Annotated in this window: 15 protein-coding genes and 2 pseudogenes; 10 read left to right on the top strand and 7 right to left on the bottom strand. The window is 65.0% G+C overall.

Features of this window, described 5'->3' with window-relative positions; genetic code table 11:
• Positions 1-418: 418 nt before the first annotated feature.
• The 4 genes and pseudogenes from BS38_RS26490 to BS38_RS27965 all read left to right on the top strand — a co-directional run.
• Entirely contained in the window at positions 419-1,648 is a 1,230-nt protein-coding gene (locus BS38_RS26490; RefSeq protein ID WP_051628944.1) for a BTAD domain-containing putative transcriptional regulator, read from the top strand.
• Complete coding sequence (locus BS38_RS25285) at positions 1,638-3,005, top strand: sensor histidine kinase (RefSeq protein ID WP_197024958.1); 1,368 nt, start codon at positions 1,638-1,640, stop codon at positions 3,003-3,005. Before BS38_RS26490 ends, BS38_RS25285 begins: the two co-directional genes overlap by 11 nt.
• A gap of 280 nt (positions 3,006-3,285) precedes the next feature.
• Positions 3,286-3,837 (top strand): annotated as a pseudogene (locus tag BS38_RS27970) (CAP domain-containing protein); the annotation flags it as partial.
• A 108-nt stretch (positions 3,838-3,945) separates the two neighbouring features.
• A pseudogene (locus BS38_RS27965) lies at positions 3,946-4,521 on the top strand (S-layer homology domain-containing protein); the annotation flags it as partial.
• A gap of 14 nt (positions 4,522-4,535) precedes the next feature.
• Here BS38_RS27965 and BS38_RS25275 read toward each other — a convergent pair.
• Positions 4,536-5,861, bottom strand: coding sequence for a DUF2079 domain-containing protein (locus BS38_RS25275; protein ID WP_051628941.1), 1,326 nt, complete (start codon positions 5,859-5,861; stop codon positions 4,536-4,538).
• A 287-nt stretch (positions 5,862-6,148) separates the two neighbouring features.
• Here BS38_RS25275 and BS38_RS27640 point away from each other — a divergent pair, with 287 nt between their 5' ends.
• The 3 genes from BS38_RS27640 (at position 6,149) to BS38_RS0114950 (ending at position 9,376) form a co-directional block, all read left to right on the top strand.
• On the top strand, positions 6,149-7,744 hold the full coding sequence (locus BS38_RS27640; RefSeq protein WP_156037139.1) for a carboxypeptidase regulatory-like domain-containing protein: 1,596 nt from the start codon (positions 6,149-6,151) through the stop codon (positions 7,742-7,744).
• Positions 7,745-7,863: 119 nt separating this feature from the next.
• Positions 7,864-8,604 carry a GAF and ANTAR domain-containing protein gene (locus tag BS38_RS0114955; RefSeq protein ID WP_028271550.1) on the top strand — a complete coding sequence of 247 codons (741 nt, stop codon included), beginning with the start codon at positions 7,864-7,866 and terminating at the stop codon, positions 8,602-8,604.
• A 16-nt stretch (positions 8,605-8,620) separates the two neighbouring features.
• Positions 8,621-9,376: an SDR family oxidoreductase gene (locus BS38_RS0114950; RefSeq protein WP_028271549.1), complete on the top strand. Its 756-nt coding sequence runs from the start codon at positions 8,621-8,623 to the stop codon at positions 9,374-9,376.
• 24 nt (positions 9,377-9,400) lie between these two features.
• On the opposite strand, the gene BS38_RS0114945 is transcribed toward BS38_RS0114950, so the two are convergent.
• A complete protein-coding gene (locus tag BS38_RS0114945) occupies positions 9,401-10,801 on the bottom strand; it encodes a MinD/ParA family ATP-binding protein (protein ID WP_028271548.1) in 1,401 nt (466 codons plus the stop codon).
• 169 nt (positions 10,802-10,970) lie between these two features.
• Between BS38_RS0114945 and BS38_RS0114940 the strand changes: the two genes are divergently transcribed.
• The gene (locus tag BS38_RS0114940; RefSeq protein ID WP_028271547.1) at positions 10,971-11,705 is read left to right on the top strand and encodes a GAF and ANTAR domain-containing protein; all 735 of its coding nucleotides are present in this window, start codon (positions 10,971-10,973) and stop codon (positions 11,703-11,705) included.
• Between the two features lie 108 nt (positions 11,706-11,813).
• Here BS38_RS0114940 and BS38_RS0114935 read toward each other — a convergent pair whose 3' ends face one another.
• On the bottom strand, positions 11,814-12,506 hold the full coding sequence (locus BS38_RS0114935) for a TetR/AcrR family transcriptional regulator C-terminal domain-containing protein (RefSeq protein ID WP_028271546.1): 693 nt from the start codon (positions 12,504-12,506) through the stop codon (positions 11,814-11,816).
• Positions 12,507-12,759: 253 nt separating this feature from the next.
• On the opposite strand from BS38_RS0114935, the gene BS38_RS0114930 reads away from it, so the two are divergent.
• Positions 12,760-13,017, top strand: a complete 258-nt coding sequence (locus tag BS38_RS0114930) for a hypothetical protein (RefSeq protein ID WP_028271545.1) — start codon at positions 12,760-12,762, stop codon at positions 13,015-13,017.
• A 127-nt stretch (positions 13,018-13,144) separates the two neighbouring features.
• Here the strand turns inward: BS38_RS0114930 and BS38_RS0114925 are convergent, their stop codons facing one another.
• Entirely contained in the window at positions 13,145-13,486 is a 342-nt protein-coding gene (locus BS38_RS0114925) for a DUF5655 domain-containing protein (RefSeq protein WP_156037138.1), read from the bottom strand.
• A 21-nt stretch (positions 13,487-13,507) separates the two neighbouring features.
• Positions 13,508-13,738, bottom strand: coding sequence for a zinc-ribbon domain-containing protein (locus BS38_RS0114920; protein WP_028271543.1), 231 nt, complete (start codon positions 13,736-13,738; stop codon positions 13,508-13,510).
• Positions 13,739-13,907: 169 nt separating this feature from the next.
• Between BS38_RS0114920 and BS38_RS25265 the strand changes: the two genes are divergently transcribed.
• Positions 13,908-14,357: a MarR family winged helix-turn-helix transcriptional regulator gene (locus BS38_RS25265; protein ID WP_197024957.1), complete on the top strand. Its 450-nt coding sequence runs from the start codon at positions 13,908-13,910 to the stop codon at positions 14,355-14,357.
• 96 nt (positions 14,358-14,453) lie between these two features.
• Here the strand turns inward: BS38_RS25265 and BS38_RS26475 are convergent, their stop codons facing one another.
• Both BS38_RS26475 and BS38_RS27410 read right to left on the bottom strand, forming a co-directional pair.
• A complete protein-coding gene (locus tag BS38_RS26475; RefSeq protein WP_197024956.1) occupies positions 14,454-18,995 on the bottom strand; it encodes a carboxypeptidase regulatory-like domain-containing protein in 4,542 nt (1,513 codons plus the stop codon).
• 97 nt (positions 18,996-19,092) lie between these two features.
• On the bottom strand, positions 19,093-19,290 hold the full coding sequence (locus BS38_RS27410; protein WP_197024961.1) for a hypothetical protein: 198 nt from the start codon (positions 19,288-19,290) through the stop codon (positions 19,093-19,095).

Here is a 19,290-nt window from a genome sequence, read left to right as displayed (position 1 = left end):
ACCGGCATGACGATGGCCGCGATGGCCGCGACCAGCCGGACCCGCGCCGGCCTGACTCGTGCCGGGCGGGGGGCTGCGTGCCGCCCGCGTCTGGCGTAAAAACTGCTGTCTTCAGGGTTTGGGGGCGCGGACGCCTTAGCGTCGGACGGGCCCAGGGGCATCCAGTTGAAGGGTCTCATGACATGCCTGCCGTTGGAGGGATGGAATGAGGCCATGGTGAACCGGGCACCTAGGAAAAACCTTGTTGGGGCAACCCCCGCCCTGCGGCAAAAGGAGTGTCAAACGGGTGCGCAGGAAGTGACGACGGGCAAATAAGTAACTTCGAGGGGCAAAAGACCAGTAGGGGCTACTCGTGTCCCCGGGGCGGTAAGTAGCGACGATGGACAAAAGCTTCCCGACTGAATCGCAGGTCTCTTTGATGTCTTCAGTGGATTTAGCGAAATCAGACCAGGCAACGCCGCCCGCACTGACGGGGCCGGCAACATGCCGTCTCGAGGCCAACATCATCGGCCCGCTCCGGATCCGGCGCGGCGAAACAGTACTCGGATACGGGGAGCTCGGCGGCCCCAAGCCCCGGCAGATTCTCGAACTCCTGCTGCTGAACCTGGGCGCTCCCGTTTCCAAGGACCGCCTCATCGACATCCTCTGGGCCGGGCAGGCCCCGCCCGAGGCACTCCCCACCCTGGAGAGCTACGTGAGTGTGCTGCGGCGCCACCTGCAGCCCGGGATGGGCAAGGACGGCCCGCTGCGGACCGTGACCGGCGGCTACATGCTGGACCGGGCGCTGGTGGACCTGGACCTGGACCGCTTCGAATCCCTGGTACACGGTGCCGAATCCGCCACGCCCCAGCGCGCGATTGTGCTGCTCCAGGAGGCCCTGGGCCTGGCCTCGGCGCCCCTGATGGGCGATGAACTGGTGCCGTCCTGGGCAGAGGCGGAGCGGACACGCCACGCGGCGCGGGTTTTCCATGCCCGGGTGCTGGCGGCGGAGTCAGCCCTTGCCCTGGGAAAAACGCAGCTCGCCGCTACCTGGGCGAGGGAAGCGGTGGCTGATGATCCCCTCAGCGAGCAGGCCTGGACGGCCTTGGTCCTTGGGCTCGAGAAGAACGGCCAGCCCACGGAGGCGCTGCGTGCCTTCGATCAGTGCCGGCGGATCATGGACCGGGAAATGGGCTGCGCTCCGGGTCCTGTTTTGCGGTCCATCCACGCCAGGCTCCTGGAGGCCACGGCCGACGTCGCCCCGCCCGGCGCCGGTGGCGCCCCGGCGCCGCGAAGAATCCGCGTCATGACCATCAACCGCCACCGGACGTTCACCGAGCTCCTCGCCGGCGCACTGGACCGCGAACCGGACATGCTCAGCGTGGGTACTGCGGACTCGGCGCAAGCGGGTGTTGACCTGGTCCGCGAACTTGCTCCCGACGTCGTCATTCTTGACTACCGCCTGCGCGGCGAGGACGGCATTGCGGCAGCGCTGCAGATTCTGGCTGCCGCGCCCCACACCCGCATCGTCATGCTGGTCGGGGCGCCGACTCCGGAGGCGCAACGGCAGGCGGCAGCCGCGGGCATCTGCGCGTTCCTGCCCAAGGACGGCTCGCTTGCCACACTGCTGGAAGCCCTCAGGCAGACAAGCAATGTTCATGCACGCTGACTGGCGCCGCGGCGCGCGTCCGCCGGATCAGCACGGCGCGCGTCCGCCGGATGAGCACGGTTCAGCCGAGCATTCCGAAGTGCGCGCGGCGGTGGTGAAGTTCCTCCTGATGGGCGTCCTCGCCCTGGTGCTGGTGGCACTCCCCGTGACGTTCTGGGTCCGCGCCGAGGCGGAAGACCATGCCCTGCAGGAGGCGATCCTCGTCACCCAGCGGCTCGCGGACCATACCGCCGGTCCCCTCGCAACCGATCAACTCCTGGCCGGTGACCCTGCCGCGATTTCCGAGCTGGACCAAAAGGTGGGGCCGTGGCTGGATAAGGAGGGCGTGCTGCGGATCAAGATCTGGAGTCCGGACGGCACGGTGGTGTATTCGGACCAGAGCTCCCTGATCGGCCAGGTTTTTGAACTACGGGCTCCGGAGCGGCAGCTGCTGGCGGGGGGCGACGCCACGGCCGCCCTAGGCCATCATCAGGAATTCGAGAACCAGTTCGAATCGGCCCGCGGGGAACTGGTTGAGGTGTATGTCCGCTTCGCGGCTGCAAACGGGACGCCGCTGATCTTCGAGGCCTATTACGACGACGAACCGCTGCGCGGGGTACAGGAAGAGGTCCTGTTCGGCATGGTTCCGCCGCTCCTGCTCTCGCTGTTCGCACTCCAGCTGGCGCAGCTGCCCACCGCGGTCCGGCTGGCTCGCAAGATCCAGGCGAACCGAACCACCGGCCACCGCTTGCTCAAACATGCTGTGGAGGCTTCTGACCTGGAACGCCGGAGGATTGCCAGGGACCTCCACGACGACGTGATCCAGGACCTGTCCGGCCTGTCCTACGCCCTCGAATCCGAAGAGCTCCACGGCCAGGGCAACAATCCGCTGCTCACCGAGGCACGCTCCATCCTGCAGCGCAACATCCGGAAGCTGCGGGAAATAACAACCGAGCTGTACCCGCCCGACTTGGCTGAGTTCGGGCTGCCGGCGGCGTTAGCGAGGCTCGCCGGTCCGGTGCAGGACCGGGGCATCACGCTGCAACTGGATCTCCCGGCGGACATTGACCTGGACCGCGACCAGTCCGCCATGCTGTACCGGGTTGCCCGGGAATCCCTGGCCAACGTGGCCAAGCATTCGCACGCCACCAACGTCCGCGTCAGCTTGACGAACGACCCCGGCGGCGCCGAGATTTCCGTCGCCGACGACGGCATCGGCTTTGACCAGGCCCAGGGTTCGGCGGAAGGGCACAGCGGCCTGAGGATTCTGCGGGACACCTTCAATGCTGCGGGCGGGACACTGGAAGTCCGGACGGCGCCGGGGGCTGGCACCACTGTCAAAGCCCGGCTTGAAAGTCCCGCTGCGGCCCTCCTTTAGCCGCGAATTTTGCCGCGAAATAATTGCTTTCGAACGGTGATTGTTTGGCCGCAATGTCTGTGGCATTCTTTGCATGTCGCTGCGCTTCCGGGGCCGGCGAATACTGGGGGCTACCGGAGGTCTCATCGCTGCACCATTTTCCCCCGGCTCACATGTCTAAACGGGGAGAAATCAATTGCACCTATTCACCACAAGTCTGCGCTCGTTGCGGAATACCAGAACTGCAACAAAGGCCGCAGCCGCCCTCACCTGCACCGCACTGCTTTCGGCCACTTTCTTTGTGGGCGGCACGGCAGCCACCGCAGCGCCGGTGGCGCCGGGCACGGAAACGTCCAATGCCCAGGGCGAGCAGGTGGGAGCCCCTGCAGTCGCACCGGCACCCGCTCCTAAGGCGCTCGACGCCGGTCAGGCACCCGCCGCCGGCAGCGGCGCCGTCACCGAACGCGGTGCCGTCACCGAGGGGGCCACGCCTGCCGGCGGGAGCATCGACAGGACAAACAGCCAGCAGATCACCGATGTCTTCAACGCCATCAATGCCTTCCGCGCCACCAAGGGCCTGAAGGCAGTGACGTTCAATGCCACGGTGTCGGAAATGGCCGAGGACTGGTCCGACACCATGGCCACCAGCGGCACGTTCGCGCACAACCCCGGCTTCCACACGGATCCCCGGGTGGCGGGCCGCTGGACCATGGCGGCGGAAATCATCGCCGGCCGCCCTGACTACTCCGGAGCCGGCCTGGTGGATCAGTGGATCGCTTCAGCCCCGCACAATGCCATCATGAGCGACCCCGGCTTCACCACCATCGGCGTCGGCATCGCCCGCGTCCAGAATGAGGTGTACCTCCTGGGCACGGTCAACTTCTTCAACTTCGAGGTTGCCCCGGCCGGCAGCTACACCACGGCTGCGGACTTCCTGAACGGCGGATCCGAAATTTCCGGGCCGTTCGCGGATGTGCCCGCCGGAACGCAGTTCGCGGGCGAAATCAACTGGCTCGCCAGCAAGGGCATCAGCACGGGCTGGAACGTGAACGGCACCACCACGTACCGCCCGGTGACACCCGTCAACCGCGACGCGATGGCCGCGTTCATGTTCCGCCTGGCCCGCCTGGGAGGACAGCCCGACTACACCCCGCCGTACTACTCGTGGTTCGATGATGTTGCTCCCGGAACGCAGTTCTACAAGGAGATGAACTGGATGGCGGAGTACGGCATCTCCGGCGGCTGGGATGAAGGCAACGGCCAGTACACGTACCGTCCGCTGACCACCGTGAAGCGTGACGCCATGGCGGCGTTCCTCTACCGTCTGGCGGGCGAGCCCGCGTTCACTCCCCCGGCCACCTCACCGTTCGCGGATGTGACCACCTCAACCCAGTTCTACAAGGAGATCACCTGGCTTGCCTCCGTGGGCATCTCCTCCGGCTGGGACGAAGGAAACGGAAGGTTCACCTACCGTCCGTTCAACTCCGTCAACCGCGATGCTATGGCGGCCTTCATGTACCGCCTGTACAGCATGTAGGTCAGCGTGGGTCGTTAACGGTCGATGCGGCAGGCGAGTTCATAGCCCTCGATCTCGTGAGTGACGGCGTAGTCGGTGGATGGGTGTAATCGCTCAGCAATTTTTTTCAGGTTGCCCCATTCCTTGGGAATGCCTCCGGCAATCCGGTCCACGAGGATGCAGTCCGGGGTGGGGTTCGTGTTGCCGATCCAGTACACGTCATGGTCATCGACTAGATAGTTCATCAGCCCGATGTCTGTCTCAACGCTCGCCCCCGCCGGCACGGGGGCGAGCACGGCCGCGGCGGCGTCAGCCCGGGCGGGCCTTGTCCAGGCTTTCGGGTCAGTGATGGTGCGCAGCGGAAGACTCGGTTGAAGCACGACTGCTGCAGTGATCGCGATGGCGACACCATGGGAGGTATATGTGCGCAGCCACGCCCAGCGGCTATCGGGTCCGCGATCGATCGCGTCGAGGAGGGCGACGAATGCGATCGGCATGAGGACCGCACTGTAGTGCCAGGTGGGCCCCCAGTAGCCGTCATTGGTGGCCAGGAACCGCCATGCCAACGTCGGAACCAGCACGAGCGCAATTGGAGACCTTGCTATCAACCCTCCGGTGAACACGATGAGCAGCAGCACAGTCTCGCCCTTGGACGGATTGAAGAGCGAAGCGGGGTCGGACAGGATGGCCATCGGGTTCGCATTGCCTGCATATGCCCATGCCCCCTTTGGGTTCAGCAGAGGCAGGATGACCAGGGTGGCCAGCGCGAACCAGCCGAACCCCCACGCGGCCAGCCAGAAACCGATCGGTTTGCGGACACGGTAGGCGATGAGAAGGCCGATTGCGACCACGGTAAGCCCGAGGTCTTCTTTCACGAACACCAGGGGTGCTGCCCAGATCGCGGCCGCGCACCACCGGCTCTCAAGAACAGCGACGAGACTGCCGGTGAGGAGAGGAACGGCGAGGGCAATTTCGTGAAACTGAGCTTCCGCGGCGTACTGCAATCCCCAGCTTAGCCCGAATGCGATCCCAAGAAGGATGCCCGCCGCTAGGCCGAGGCGTCGTTGCGCTGCGCGGGCGAGGATGCCTGCGGCAGCTGCGAAGCACAGCGCCTGGATCACGAGGAGGGTGAAGGCGTGGGGGAAGGCAGCGTAGACCGGAGCGAGGATGGCCAGCAACGGGTGGAAGTGGTCACCCAGGAGGTTGAACCCGTCACCCTTCACCGTCACAATCGGCACCTGGAGCGTGGCGTACCGGTCGAGGAGTTGGGCGAAAATGCTCAGATCCCACGACTTCACCGTGAACTGCGACCACTGCCACGCTGCGAACACGACGTACGCCGCGGCGACGATAACTGCCACGGCGCCCGGTGCTATCCACAGAGCGTGAGCGCGGCGGGCTGGCTCTAGGCGAGTGGCAGGCAGCACAGCGGCCACAGGCCAGACAAGATGTTCATCACGGAAACGACTCTAACCCGAGTTCACTGCATATCGGCGGCCCGATCCTGGATTGGCCTGACACGCCGCGCGGTGCATGGAACGGTTGGAGGAAGCATTTGTTCGACATGTTAATCCGGCCCGAATAGACTTCGCTCACTTGCACTTTTCCGGGTGCCGTTTGGATTCATTCTCTGGGGGAACAATTGAAAATGCTCGGGCGGCCCAAAACATTGGGGCCGGTAATCCTCGCGGTGATTCTGCCGCTGCTGTTTATGGCACCGGCGCCGGTGGCCACCGCGGCAGTCGAAGCCACCATCAGCGGCACGCTATCCGTTCCCCGGGGTGCGGATGTGAAGAATGCGTACGTGGCAATTTCGGGGACCAATTACTCCCGGCAGATCGGCGTTTCCGCGGACGGTTCATACCGTTTCGGCGAACTCGCCGCCGGGTCCTACACGGTGCGTTTTGACTACCAGTCGTGGCCCAGCCCGGACAGCGCCCGTCCCGCCCCGCAGTGGTACAAGAACGGTGCCACCTTCAGCCAGGCCACCAGCATCACGGTTGCAGCCGGCCAGAGCGTCGGCGGTGTTTCGGCAACGCTCGACGACGGCGCTTTCATCAGCGGCCGGCTCACCGTACCGTCGGGCGTGGACGCCTCCAAGGTCAGGATTGTTGCCAGCGAGACGGGCCATACCAGCTACCTGCATTCCGCCACGGTGTATGCGCGGGCCGACGGCAGCTACACGCTGAGGGGCCTCCCGCCCGGCCGGTACCAGCTGTCCTTTTCCTCGCAGGACCGGGCCGGCGGCGGCATTGTCAGCACCTACTACGGCGGGTCCACCGAGGCCGCCGCCAAGGTGCTGGAGGTCCCCCACCTCGGCGGCATCAACAACGTGGACCAGTCACTCACCGCCGCCGGGGCCATCAGCGGCACGGTCACGGTCCCAGACGGCATCTCGCCGGCAGGGGTCTTCGTCACGGCCAATCCGCAGGACGGGTCCAGCGGGGTTCCCAGCGCCCGGACGGATGCCGGCGGAAACTTCGATATCGGGCATGTGACGCCGGGGACGTACAAGCTCCTCTTTGAAGCGGACGGCCTGGAGCCGCAGTGGTACGGCCAGACTGACTGGTCCGTGGAGTCGCCCGTGCTGACGGTGGAGGCCGGGCAGGTCCTTTCGGGGCTGACGGAAAACATCCTCCTCACTGCCCCCGCCTCGCCGCTGGTGTTCGCCGACGTTCCCCCGGGCACCCAGTTCGAGGCGGAGATCAACTGGCTCGCGGGCCAGGGCATCAGCACCGGCTGGATTGAACCGAACGGTTCCAAGACGTACCGTCCGCTGGGGCCGGTGAACCGCGACGCCATGGCCGCCTTTATGCACCGGCTGGCCGGCAAACCGGATTTCTGGCCGCCGCCCGTCTCGCCGTTCGCGGACCTCGCTCCGAGCGACATGTTCTTCAAGGAGATCATCTGGCTCACGGCCCGGAACGTTTCCACGGGCTGGGTTGACGGCAACGGCACCCGGACGTTCGGTCCGAGCAGGCCGGTCAACCGTGATGCGATGGCCGCCTTTATGTACCGCCTCGCCGGCAGGCCCGCATTTGATCCGCCGGCTGCCTCGCCGTTCACGGATGTGGCCAAGGACAACGTGTACTACCACGAGATCACGTGGCTGGCCGCCCAGGACATCTCCACCGGCTGGAAGGAAGCGGACGGGACCAGGACCTTCCGCCCCTACCAGGCAGTGAACCGGGACGCCATGGCGGCGTTCATGTACCGCTTCGCATCCAAGTTCACCCCGGTGTAGCCCAGGATCGAATCCTCCCCGGGGACCCCTCTCGTGCCGGCCCTTTGCGGACTACGATCAGAAGTATCGCGGAGCACATCTTCGCAGATCCCGGCTTTAGGACGACTTAGGGACGAGACATGACATCGAAGTCCGCCAACACGCGTGAACCGGTTGACCAGCCAGCTGACCTCGGCGGCGGACTGGCCGGCCGGCTTAGTGAGCTTGCCCGCGAGCTGCAACAGGAGCAGGACACCGAAGCGATCCTGGCCATCATCGTCCACGCCGCCCGGGAACTGATCCCGCACGTCACCGAGGCCTCCGTCAGCCTGGTGATCGGCCGCCGCGAGATCCAGTCCCGGGCCGCGTCGGGTGAACTTCCCCTCAGGGTGGACGCGCTGCAAAGCGAAAGTGGCCAGGGTCCCTGCCTCGACGCCGCGTATGACCAGCGGGTGGTCCGGGTGCCCGACCTGAGCAAGGACATGCGGTGGCCGGACTTTGCCCAGGCGGCCTATGACATCGGCGCCCGCAGCATGCTCTCCATCCAGCTCTTTGTGGAGGGGGACAAACTGGGTGCCCTGAACCTCTACGGCGATGAGGTGAACGTCTTCGACGAGGAATCGGAACAGATCGCCCTCCTCGTGGCTGCCCATGCCGCCATCGCGTTCTCCGATGCCAAGGAAATCGAGCAACTGACCCAGGCACTGGACACCAGGGACCTGATAGGCCAGGCAAAAGGGATCCTGATGGAAAGGTTCAAGATCACTCCCCAGCAGGCCTTCCTGGTCCTGACCAAGGCGAGCTCCGAATCGAACATCAAGCTCAGGGACGTCGCAGACCACCTCACCAGCAGCGGAGAAATCCTCACCCGCCGGAGGTGAGCAAAGGAGGCACGATATGAACATCGCCGTTGCCGGGGGAACCGGAACTGTGGGCCGTCATGTAGTCAGCATCGCCAGGGCCCGGGGGCACCAGGTGGTGAGCCTGAGCCGCGCCGACGGCGTGGACCTGGTCACCGGCCGCGGCCTGGACGAGGCACTGCGCGGCGTGGAGACTGTCATCGACGTGTCCGGCCCCCGGGCGGTGTCCACCAAGAAGGCCGTGGACTACTTCACCAACAGCACCCAGAATCTGCTGGCTGCCGAGAAGAAGGCCGGCGTGCGGCACCATGTTGCCCTCTCGATTGTGGGCATCGACAGGGCGACGTCGGGGCTGTACGCGGGAAAGCTGGTGCAGGAGGACACCGTCCGGCACGGGGATGTGCCGTGGACCCTGTTGCGGTCCACGCAGTTCCACGAGTTTGTGCCGTTGACCGTCAGCGTGGCTTCACTGGGCCCGCTGGTGCTCGTTCCGCAGATGCGGACCCAGCCCGTGGCGGCGCGTGAAGTGGCCGAGGCACTGGTGGATGCCGCGGAAGCAGGGCCACAGGGCCGGGTGGCGGACCTGGGCGGTCCGCGCCATGAGGAACTCGCCGCCCTGGTCCGCGCCTACCTGAAGAGGACCGGCAGGCGGAAGCGGGCGGTGAAGATCTTTGTCCCCGGCTCCATGGGCAAAGCCATGCGCAACGGCGACCTGATCCCGAAGCCGGGCGCCGCCGTCGGACGCCAGACGTTCCGGGAGTGGCTGGACACGCAACCGTCCGCGCCCAAATAGCAGACGCGGCCCACGCCGTAAAACCTACACGTACCCGTCCACAATCGCGGCCGCGATCTCCTTGTACGCGCGCCGGGTTTCCGGCTTCAGCACGTCCAGGGTGACCAGGTCGCCGTCGGCCACTCCGCGGTCGTGCGGGACGGCGATCAGCTGCCGGCAGATGCCGGCGAGGTGTTCCTCGATGGCGTCCTTGTCCACGCGGGAGGACACCTCGTCCTTGTCCGTGATCACCACGATCGCGTTGCGGGCCAGGTCCTCGTAGCCGTGGCTGGCGAGCCATTGCAGGGTGCTGCGGGCACGCTTGGCGCCGCTCACCGCATACCCGGCGGCGATCACCAGGTTGTCCGCGGACTGCAGGATCCCGCTCATGGCGTTGTGCGTCACGCCGGTGCCGCAGTCGGTCAGGGCCACGGAGTAGTAGCCGGAAATGAGCTTGCGGATCCGGAGGTATTCCGCGGCCGTGAGCGAGTCGGACACTTCCGGGTCCTGCTCCCCCGCGATCAGGTGCAGGCGGCCGGCGTGGTGCATGTAGCGGGCCAGCGCGGTGAGGGAGTCCACGGAGTCGATGTTCTTGAGCAGGTCCGTGATGGTGCGCGGGCTGGACTGCTGGTAGATGCCTTCGCCCAGCGCACGCTCCACGAGGTCGCCCGAGTCCGGGTTGGCGTCGATGGCGCAGGGGGCGTCGCCGCGGAATTCGGCGAGGGTCAGGCCCACGCCCACGGTGGTGGAGGTCTTGCCGATGCCGCCCTTGAGGCTGAGCACCGCCGTGTTGTAGCTGCCCTGCAGCTGGCGCGAGATGCGCCGGCCCAGTTCGTCCTCTTCACGCTGGCGGGGGCCCGGGCCCAGGTTGATGGCTCCGCCGGTCAGGGCGAACAGGGCGCCGCGGAAGCCGCCTTTGGGGCGCGGTTTCTGTTCGCGGACAAAGGAGCCGGGTGAGGTGATGAAGTCGGAGACGGGCGCGTCCGCCGCCGCCAGTTTGGCTGCCTGGCGGGTAGTGTTCGACGGCGGTGTGCTGGGTTCCGCGGGCACGGCGCCCCTGCGTGAGGTGGCGGGCGGAGTGGCCGGCTGTGCGGTGGCTGGCTGTGCAGCGGGCCGGGCGGGAGCAGCGGCGGGAACCGGGGACGGCACGGAGTCCTGGACCCCGGGCTGAACCGGGGCCGCGGCGCCAACGTCGGAGCCGGCCCCGGCTTCCGCCTGGGCTTCGGTTTCTGCCTGCGCGTCCGCGACGGCTGCCGCTTCGGCCCAGGAACTCCGCCGGGTGGGTGCGGTCCGGCTGTTGTTCGGTGTGGCAGCGGCGGGCATGGTTCCTGTCCGGGCATCCGGAGAGGCACCAGCCGGGCGACGGAGGTCGCGGCGGCGGCGCGTCTGGGGCTGCCCTGCATTTTTTGCAGTGGCGCGTGCGTTCTTATCGGCCGATTCGGGCATGTTCGTCCCCCCAGGACATTCGGCAAAGCGTGCAACGGCTCTTTACGTCTTCGGTCAAGGAGCAATTCTAGGCGCAATAGGCCAAAAGTCCCCCATATAGGGCCACGTCCCGGGGGAACGAGACGCCATTCACAGTTGCCCGGACAGGGTGCGGACCATAGATTGAGCTATGGCAAACTCTCCCGAGCACGAACGTGTCCTGGAACTTCAGGACCTCATCATCGGCACTGATAATGTCGCCGAGTTCCTGGGCCGCCTGTCCGTTATGGCCGCCGCAGCGCTGAGCCGTGAAACGTCGAGCAAGGTCGAATGCGGTGTCACCCTGAAGCGGCGGCGCCGGACCTTCACCGTGTCCGGGAGCAGTCCGAAGGCGGTCCTCCTGGATGAGATCGAGCAGCGCATCGGGGACGGCCCGTGCATCGAGGCGCTCCGGGTGAAGGCGCCGGTGCTGCTCGCCAACATGGACACGGATCCGCGCTGGCCCACGTACCAGGAGGCACTTAAGGCGGAGGGTTGCCGTGCCACCCTGGGAGTTCCGCTGGAGCTCGGCGAGGATGCCGCGGCGGCGCTGAACTTCTTCGCGTTCGAATCAGGTGTTTTTACCCCAGCCGTCATCCAGGAGGCCGCGGATTTTGCGGACATCGCAGGGGGTGCCGTCCGGTTGGCGGTCCGCCTGGGCACCGCGCAGTCGTTGGTGGATGATCTCGCCGCCGCCCTGGAGAGCCGCACGTCCATCGACCTGGCGTGCGGTGTGATTATGGGCCAGAACCGCTGCAGCCAGGCTGAGGCAATGGCCATCCTCACCAAGGTGTCCAGCCACCGCAACCAGAAACTGCGCGTGGTGGCCGAGGAGATGCTCGCCAACTTGGTGGGCGGCGACGTCAAGACGCACTTCGATCCCTAACGGAGAACGAACCGCAGAAGTAACGCACGACGTCGGCCCGGCGGCTGATTGCCGGCCGCCCGGATGGGCGGGGGCGGCGCGGGCGGGGCCCGCCCGTGCTGACGAACGTCAGCGAGCCAGCGCCGCCCCGCCGGTCAGCCTTTCGGCGAGCCCGGAGAGCAGGATGCTGATTCCTTCATCCAACTCTGCCTCGCCGTCGTAGTCGGCCAGGACGGGGGCCAGTTCGCGCAGGTGGGGGAAGTCCCTGGCCGGGAGCCGGTGAAGGCCCAGCCTCAGCAGCGCCACGTTTTCTTCCGGGTCCACGATGAATTCCTGAAGTTCGTTCAGGATGTGGCCGTAGAGGAAGCCGTAGTAGGCGCGGTAAACGTGCAGGGCATCGTTGGGCGCAAAGCCGGCCTCGATCAGCAACCCCAGGATCTGTTCGAGGGGCCGGAGCGTCCCCAGCGGACGGAGGCCCAGCGGGGTGGACAGCGGACGCGTGACCAGGAGCGGCACCACGTTGGGATGCCTCAGGGCCAGGAGCCGGAGGTCGTGCGCAATCCTGCGCAGCTGCGCCTGCCAGTCGGGGTCCGTCGGGAAGATGGCCAGCTCGTTGAGGACCAGTTCCGTGATCCCGTCCAGGAGGTCCGCGCGGTTGGCCGCGTAGCGGTAGAGGCCCATGGGGTCCCGGTCCAGCGCCTGCCCCAGCCGGCGCATGCTCAGCGCCTCAAGTCCTTCGGAGTCCACCAATTGGAGGGCGGTTTGGAGGACCACCTCGCGGTTCAGCCGTCTTCTGGAATCTGTGTCCTGCGGGGCTGACATGGCGGGGTCCTTACGTCGGGGATGGCCGTTGGAGCGGGCGCATCCGGCTGTTCACTCTTGCTTAACCCGTAGTCTACGCCTAGAGTCTACGGTGTAGAGGCGTTCGGCGGGATCATTTTGAAAACGTCCGGATGTTCCTCATCACTGCCGCTATTTCAGGGCGTGGACCGCCACAGGCCTTGTGCAGGTATCTGAGGTGTAGCTGCTGTAGCCGAATGGCGGCACTTGACGCACAGTACGGAAAGAGCCAATCATGGGCGTTTCAAAAATCGACCGTTTTCTCAGCGAAGCCACCACACCGGACCAGGAGGGCGACGCATCGCTCAGGAAAGACCAGCTCTACGGGCTCTACACCAGCTGGTGCATGCTCAATCAGTTCGCCCCGGCAACCGCCGGGGAATTCTGGTCTGAAATGAAGAGCCGCAGGATCAGGTCTTCGGACAGCCGCCTGCGTATGACCGGAGCCGCTGCCGCAGACTACATCCTGGCCACCCGACCGGTTCTGGTCTAGCAGACCCAAGCGCGTAGACGCACGACGACGAGAGGCCGGTTCGCGGTCAGCCTTGGGGGCTGACCCGGGAACCGGCCTTTTTCGCGCCTTCCGCGGCCGGCACTTCGCCAGCATCGGATCAGCCTGCTCAGACGGTTTCGGAATATCCTTCGCTGATCCACGTGAGGAGTTCGGCATCGATCTCTGCAGGGTCCTTAAGAATCAGTTCGTTGTGCCACCGGTTGGCCGACACACGCTCGGCTCGGTGAATCCGATCCGATTCGAGTTGCCTGGTCAGAACGATGTTGACCAGAATCCCGCCTCGACGGGGATGGATACCCAGAAAGGCCCGTCCGTGGGCCACGTGGAACGACGACGCGTTCTCCTGCAGCTCGAACTCGCCCAGCGCAGAAATCTTGTCCAGTAGCGCCCTGTAAACGCCGGACGAAATCGGGTCACCGTCTATGCGTTCTCTTGCCGTGCGAGCCATCCTGCCAGCATACGACGGCAACTACCGGGCCAGGGCCTTCATGCCCTGCTTTGAAAGCGACGAACGCTGCCCGCAGTTGGAGCAGGTGATGCGGTACGCGCGGGACATGGTGAAAATCGGGATGAAGAAGACGGTGAACTTCGATGCCCGCTCCTCGAGGTGCTGCTCCACGTATTGGCCGCAGTAACGGCACAGTGAATGCCGCCCGGGCAGTGCCCGCAGGACGGTCTTGAGGCCGAAAAGCAGAAGCATGGCTTCCTTTCTGGGTTTTCTCGACCCGGGACGGCGAAACACCCGAATTGCCAGAGTGTTTACGGTCCAATAGTAATCATGCTTACTATTGGAGTGAGGTTTTACACGCAAACCCACCACCGTGCCCCCAGCCGCGGTCTCCCGGAAGGCAGGCAACAAGCACATGGCTTTGGCCCAGAACAGACCGGCAGGATGGTCCACCCACCGCCTATTGTCGACGGCGGCCCGCCTGGACGAGCGAAGGATCAACCGTCGGCTGGTTGGTCTGGGCCTGACCAAGTCGTCTTTCGATGCGCTGGATTGCGTGGAGGAGCTGGGCCCGGCCACCCAGAACTGCCTGGCCGATGAGCTCGGCATCACGGCCCAGAGCCTGGGCAAGATCCTGGACCGGCTGAAGGACCTGGGGCTCCTGACCAAGGAGCGCGGTGCGGGCGATGGCAGAATCAGGAGCGTCCGGCTGACCACACGGGGCCGGTCCGTGCTGCGGACTGCCGAGGAGCTGGTGCGCGGACTCCCCCGGCCCGAGGTTGAGGCGGAGCAGGACCTGCGCCGGCACCTGGAACAGCACATCGCGCACCTCGCCGAGGCACAGCACGCGCCGTCCCGCGCCGAAGCCTAGCTGACGCGCAAAAGCCTGATGCGGTAACTGAGCCTGGCGTGGAAAGAGCCGGCCGTGAGTGCGTGAACTGCACCCGCGGCCGGCTCTTTCGAACCGCTAGCTAGTTCCGAACTTGGCGTTGTACCTGTACATAAACGCTGCCATGGCGTCCCGGTTCACCGCCTGGACCGGAGCATAGCTCCTGGATCCGTCCCCGGCCGTCCAGCCGGTGGTGATGCCGGTGGATGCCAACCAGGTGATCTCCTTGTAGAACTGGTTGTTCGTGGCCACGTCCGTGAACGGGGACACCGCAGGAGGCGTGAAGGCCGGCTTGCCTGCCAGGCGGTACATGAACGCAGCCATGGCGTCCCGGTTCACTGCCTGGACGGGGCCGTACGTCCTCGTCCCGTCCGGTTCCGTCCAGCCGGTGGTGATGCCGGTGGATGCCAGCCAGGTGATCTCCTTGTAGAACTGGTTGCCCGTTGACACGTCCTTGAACGGGGTCACCGCCGGCGGTGTGAAGGCCGGCTTGCCGCGGAAGCGGTACATGAAGGCGGCCATGGCATCCCTGTTCACGGGCAGCACCGGACCGAAGGTCTTGGTGCCGTCCCCGGCAGTCCAGCCGGTGCTGATGCCGTTGGACGCCAGCCAGGTGATCTCCTTGTAGAACTGGTTGCCCGTTGACACGTCCGTGAAGGACGGCGCGGGAGCAACCGGGGCGTCCGGTGTGGTCGCCGAGGCCAGGCTGGTTCCCGTGCCCTTGCCGTCACCGTAGATCCGCACCTGAATGGTGCTCTTGGCGGCAAGCCCGGTCAGCGCGACGTCGGACTTCTGTCCCGCCGCAACCGTCACCTTCGGACGGGTCAGGTCCCCGTTGACGATCACGTGGTAGTCAACAGAAACGGTCGACGCCGCGTTGTTCAGTGAGACTGCTGCCTCCGCCGGCTTGGCCGGATCCAGCGTGATGGTTGCCTTCGGATCAGTAACCGGCGTCACGGGGGCGTCCGGTGTGGTTGCCGAGGCCAGGCTGGTTCCCGTGCCCTTGCCGTCACCGTAGATCCGCACCTGAATGGTGCTCTTGGCGGCAAGCCCGGTCAGCGCGACGTCGGACTTCTGTCCGGCTGCAACGGTCACCTTCGGACGGGTCAGGTCCCCGTTGACGATCACGTGGTAGTCAACGGAAACGGTCGACGCCGCGTTGTTCAGTGAGACTGCTGCCTCCGCCGGTTTGGCCGGATCCAGCGCGATGCTCGCCTTCGGATCCGTGACCGGCGCCGGGGTTGCTGTCCCGTAGGTCAGTTCACCCGCAGGCTTGTCAGTTCCAACCGTCGCACTCACCTGAAGTGCTGCGGTTTCGGTGGTGACGCTGCCGGAGTAAAGCTTGCCCAGATCGGCCTTGCTGAACGGCGGAGTGACAACCAGCAGGTACTTCCCGGTGGTCAGGCCGGTGACGCTGAACTTGCCCTGCGCATCGGTGGACCCCATGCGGGTGACCAGCGAACCGTCCTTTGTATAGGCCTGGACCATCGCGTTAGGCAGGGTTGCCTTCAGCTTGTCCGTAACGGTGCCGCTGATGCTGCCTCCCTTGACCAGGCTTCCGTCCTTACCTGTGGTGGTCTGACCTGCGGTGACTGCGACGGTGCTTGCCGCACCCACACCGGCGGACTCGGCCTTGTTCTGGAAGAACTGGGCCTCGGCCAGGGAGAAGCCGCTGGAGCGGTTGAAGGCCACCTTGTAGCTTCCTGCTGCCAGGCCGGTGACGCTATAGGCACCGGTACTGTCGGCGTAGCCTTCCTTGACCGGGGCGCCGGTGCCGTCAAGGACGGTCACCGGGTTCTGCTCCCCGGCAGAAAGTCCGGCCACCTTGCCGCTGATTGTGGCGCCCTTGACCAGCGTGGCGTTGATGCCGGTCAGATCCTGGGCCGCGGTCAGCGTCAGCGCGTTGGCGGTACTCGCCGTCGCTGCGTTGTTGTACCACTGGTCCACGGCACCGCTGCTGTTGCCTGCGAACCTCACTTTGTAGGATCCCGCAGGGAGCCCGATGAGGCGGTAGCTGCCATCGGCGGCCACCCAGGAATTTGCCATGTAGATGGATTTACCGTCTGCACTGTCGGCGTTGACGCTGACGTTGTTCAGGTTGATCCCTGCAGGCGTAGTGATCTTGCCGCTGATCGTGGCGCCCTTGGCCAGCGAAGCGGTGATGCCGGTGACGTCCTGGCCTGCCGTGACGGCCACGGGATTGGCCGAGTCCGGCGTTGCCGCGTTGTTGTACCACTGGGTCAGGGCACCGCTGCTGTTGCCGGTGAACTGGAGTTTGTAGGATCCGGCGGCGAGGCCCACCAGCTTGAATGAGCCGTCGGCCCCTACCCAGGTGTTCGCCACGGGAGTGAGGACTGACCCGGAGGTGTAGGCCACCACGCCTGTATTCGAGGCGCTGATGCCGGCGGGGGTCGTGATTTTTCCGCTGATGGTGGCACCCTTCGCCAGGGTGGCGTTGATATCTGCGACGTCCTGGCCTGCTGTTACAGCAACGGCTTTGGCTGTTGCGAAAGTCGCCGCGTTGTCGTACCACTGGCCAAGCGCTCCGCTGTTATAGCCGGAGAACTGAATCTTGTAGGACCCTGCCGGCAACCCGAGGAGGCGGTAGGTTCCGTCCGCGGCCACAGGGGATGATGCCACGTATTCGTTCTCAGAGGCAGCGTTGTTGGCCGTGACACTAAGCTGGGCGGCATCAACTCCGGCCGGCAGGGTGATCTTTCCGCGGATGGATGCACCCTTCACCAGCGTGGCGTTGATATTGCCCGCATCCTGACCCGTGGTGACAGACACGGCCGAAGCGGTCTCCATCGAGGCGGCGTTGTTGTACCACTGGGACAAGGCGCCGCTGGTGCCCCCGGAGAACTGCAGTTTGTAAGACCCTGCAGGCAACGCGGTCAGTTTGTACTTGCCGTCGGCTCCGACCTGGGAGTTCCCGATGTAGCTTGCAATATTGTCGCCTGTGTAGGCCGTGACGAAGACTCCGGTCAGTGTCACTCCGGCCGGGGCGCTGACGGTTCCGCTGATGGTGGCGCCCTTGACCAGGGTGGCGTTGATGCCGGTTACGTCCTGTTCAGCTGCCACGTCAACGGCGTTCGCGGCTGCGAAGGTCGTTGCGTTGTTGTACCACTGGGACAAAGCGCCGGTGCTTCCGCCGGAGAACTGGACTTTGTAGGACCCTGCCTTCAGGCCGGCCACTTTGTAGCTGCCGTCGGACGCAACCTGCGCACCTGTGCCCCCCATTTGGGAATCCGCGTTGTAGACACCGACGTAGGTGCGGCTGGCATCCATCCCTGCGGGCACGGTGATCTTGCCGCTGATGGACGCGCCCTTCACCAGGGTGGCGTCAATGCCGGTGAGGTCCTGGCCCGCCGTTACGGTCACAGGGGTGGCGGCACCAAGCGAGTCGGCATTGTTGTACCACTGAGGCAGCGCACCGCTGTTGTAGCCGCCGAACTCCACTTTGTAGGACCCGGCGGGCAGGCCGACAACCCTGTATGTTCCATCGGCAGCCACACCCGAGTACGAGCCGAAGAAGCTGCTCTGGGGATCTGCCGATGTCACGCTGATCTGCACGGACGCCAGATCTACGCCGGCGGAGGCGGTCACCTTACCGCTGATGGTTGCACCCTTGACCAGGGTGGCGTTGATCCCCGTCAGGTCCTGCCCGGCTGTGACATTGATGGCGTTCGCGGTACTAAAGGATGCCGCATTGTTGTACCACTGCGCGAGCGCCCCGCTCTGGTAGCCGTCGAACTTCAGCTTGTAGGAACCTGCGGCCAACCCCGCCAGCAGGTAAGTTCCGTCCTCGGCCACCTGGACGCTGCCAGAGTCGTTGTACTGTTCATCCGCCGTGTACGCGGATACGCGCATGTTAGCCATGTTCGTCCCGGCAGGCGCGGTCACTTTCCCGCTAATGCTGGAGCCCTTGACCAGGGTCGCGTTGATACCGGTGAGGTCCTGGCCTTTTGCCAAAACCAAAGTTTCAGCGGCGGCGAAAGTCCCGGCGTTGTTGTACCACTGGCTAATCGCCCCGCTGTTGTAGCCGGAGAACTTGAGCTTGTAGGAACCCGCGGCCAGTCCGGCGAGCCGGTACGTGCCGTCTGCGGCCACTGACCTGTACCAGGTCGGGCCGTACTCTGTATCGGCAGCGGTCGCCGAGACCTGCATGTTGGACATGTCCACGCCGGCAGGCACGGTGATCTTTCCGCTAACGCTGGCGCCCTTGACTAGCGTGACGTTAATGCCGGTCAGGTTCTGACCGTCTGCCACGGTCACTGCCGTGGCGGTTTCCTGGGTCGCAGCGTTGTTGTACCACTGCGTTTCGGCCCCGCTGTTGTCTCCGGAAAATGCGAGTTTGTAGGATCCCGCTGCCAGACCCTCCAACCGGTAGCTGCCGTCGGAGGCTACGTAGGCCCATCCCCACCCAGAGGATTGCGGATCCGTCGGTTGCGCGTTGACATACATGGACGTCAGGTCCACCCCGGCCGGTGCGGTCACTGTGCCGCTGATGGTGGCCGTGTTGGTGTCCGCGGCAAGTGCCGGGACGTTTCCGATGAGCAATGTTGCAGCCAGAACGGCTGCAATAGTGGCGGTAATCCGCCTGAAAATGTGCGTGCGCAAGCGCATTAAGATGATTCCCCCATAAATCATGCGACGAACACTGCCCCCGCAAGTGAACCCTGTTAGTCACAGGTGATCGCACTATATAGCCACGTAATCAATTTTCCAGTCGTTTTATCCTCAAGACGGTAACAAATGCGATTGCCGCAGACCATTTCCTTTCCAGGCGGCAGAAAGGCACTCCTGAAAGCGCAATAATGATGAGCGTTGCCCATTGTTTGACTTGGAGATTAGTGAAAAATCCTGTCGGCGTGCGGACGTTCACTTGGGCGCCCGCGCTTTCCATTTGTGTCAT

The organism is Arthrobacter sp. UNC362MFTsu5.1 (assembly GCF_000685965.1).
In the GTDB taxonomy this organism is placed as follows: domain Bacteria; phylum Actinomycetota; class Actinomycetes; order Actinomycetales; family Micrococcaceae; genus Arthrobacter.
Note: the sequence above shows the minus strand (reverse complement) of the source record. Positions and strands in the feature narration are given on the sequence as shown.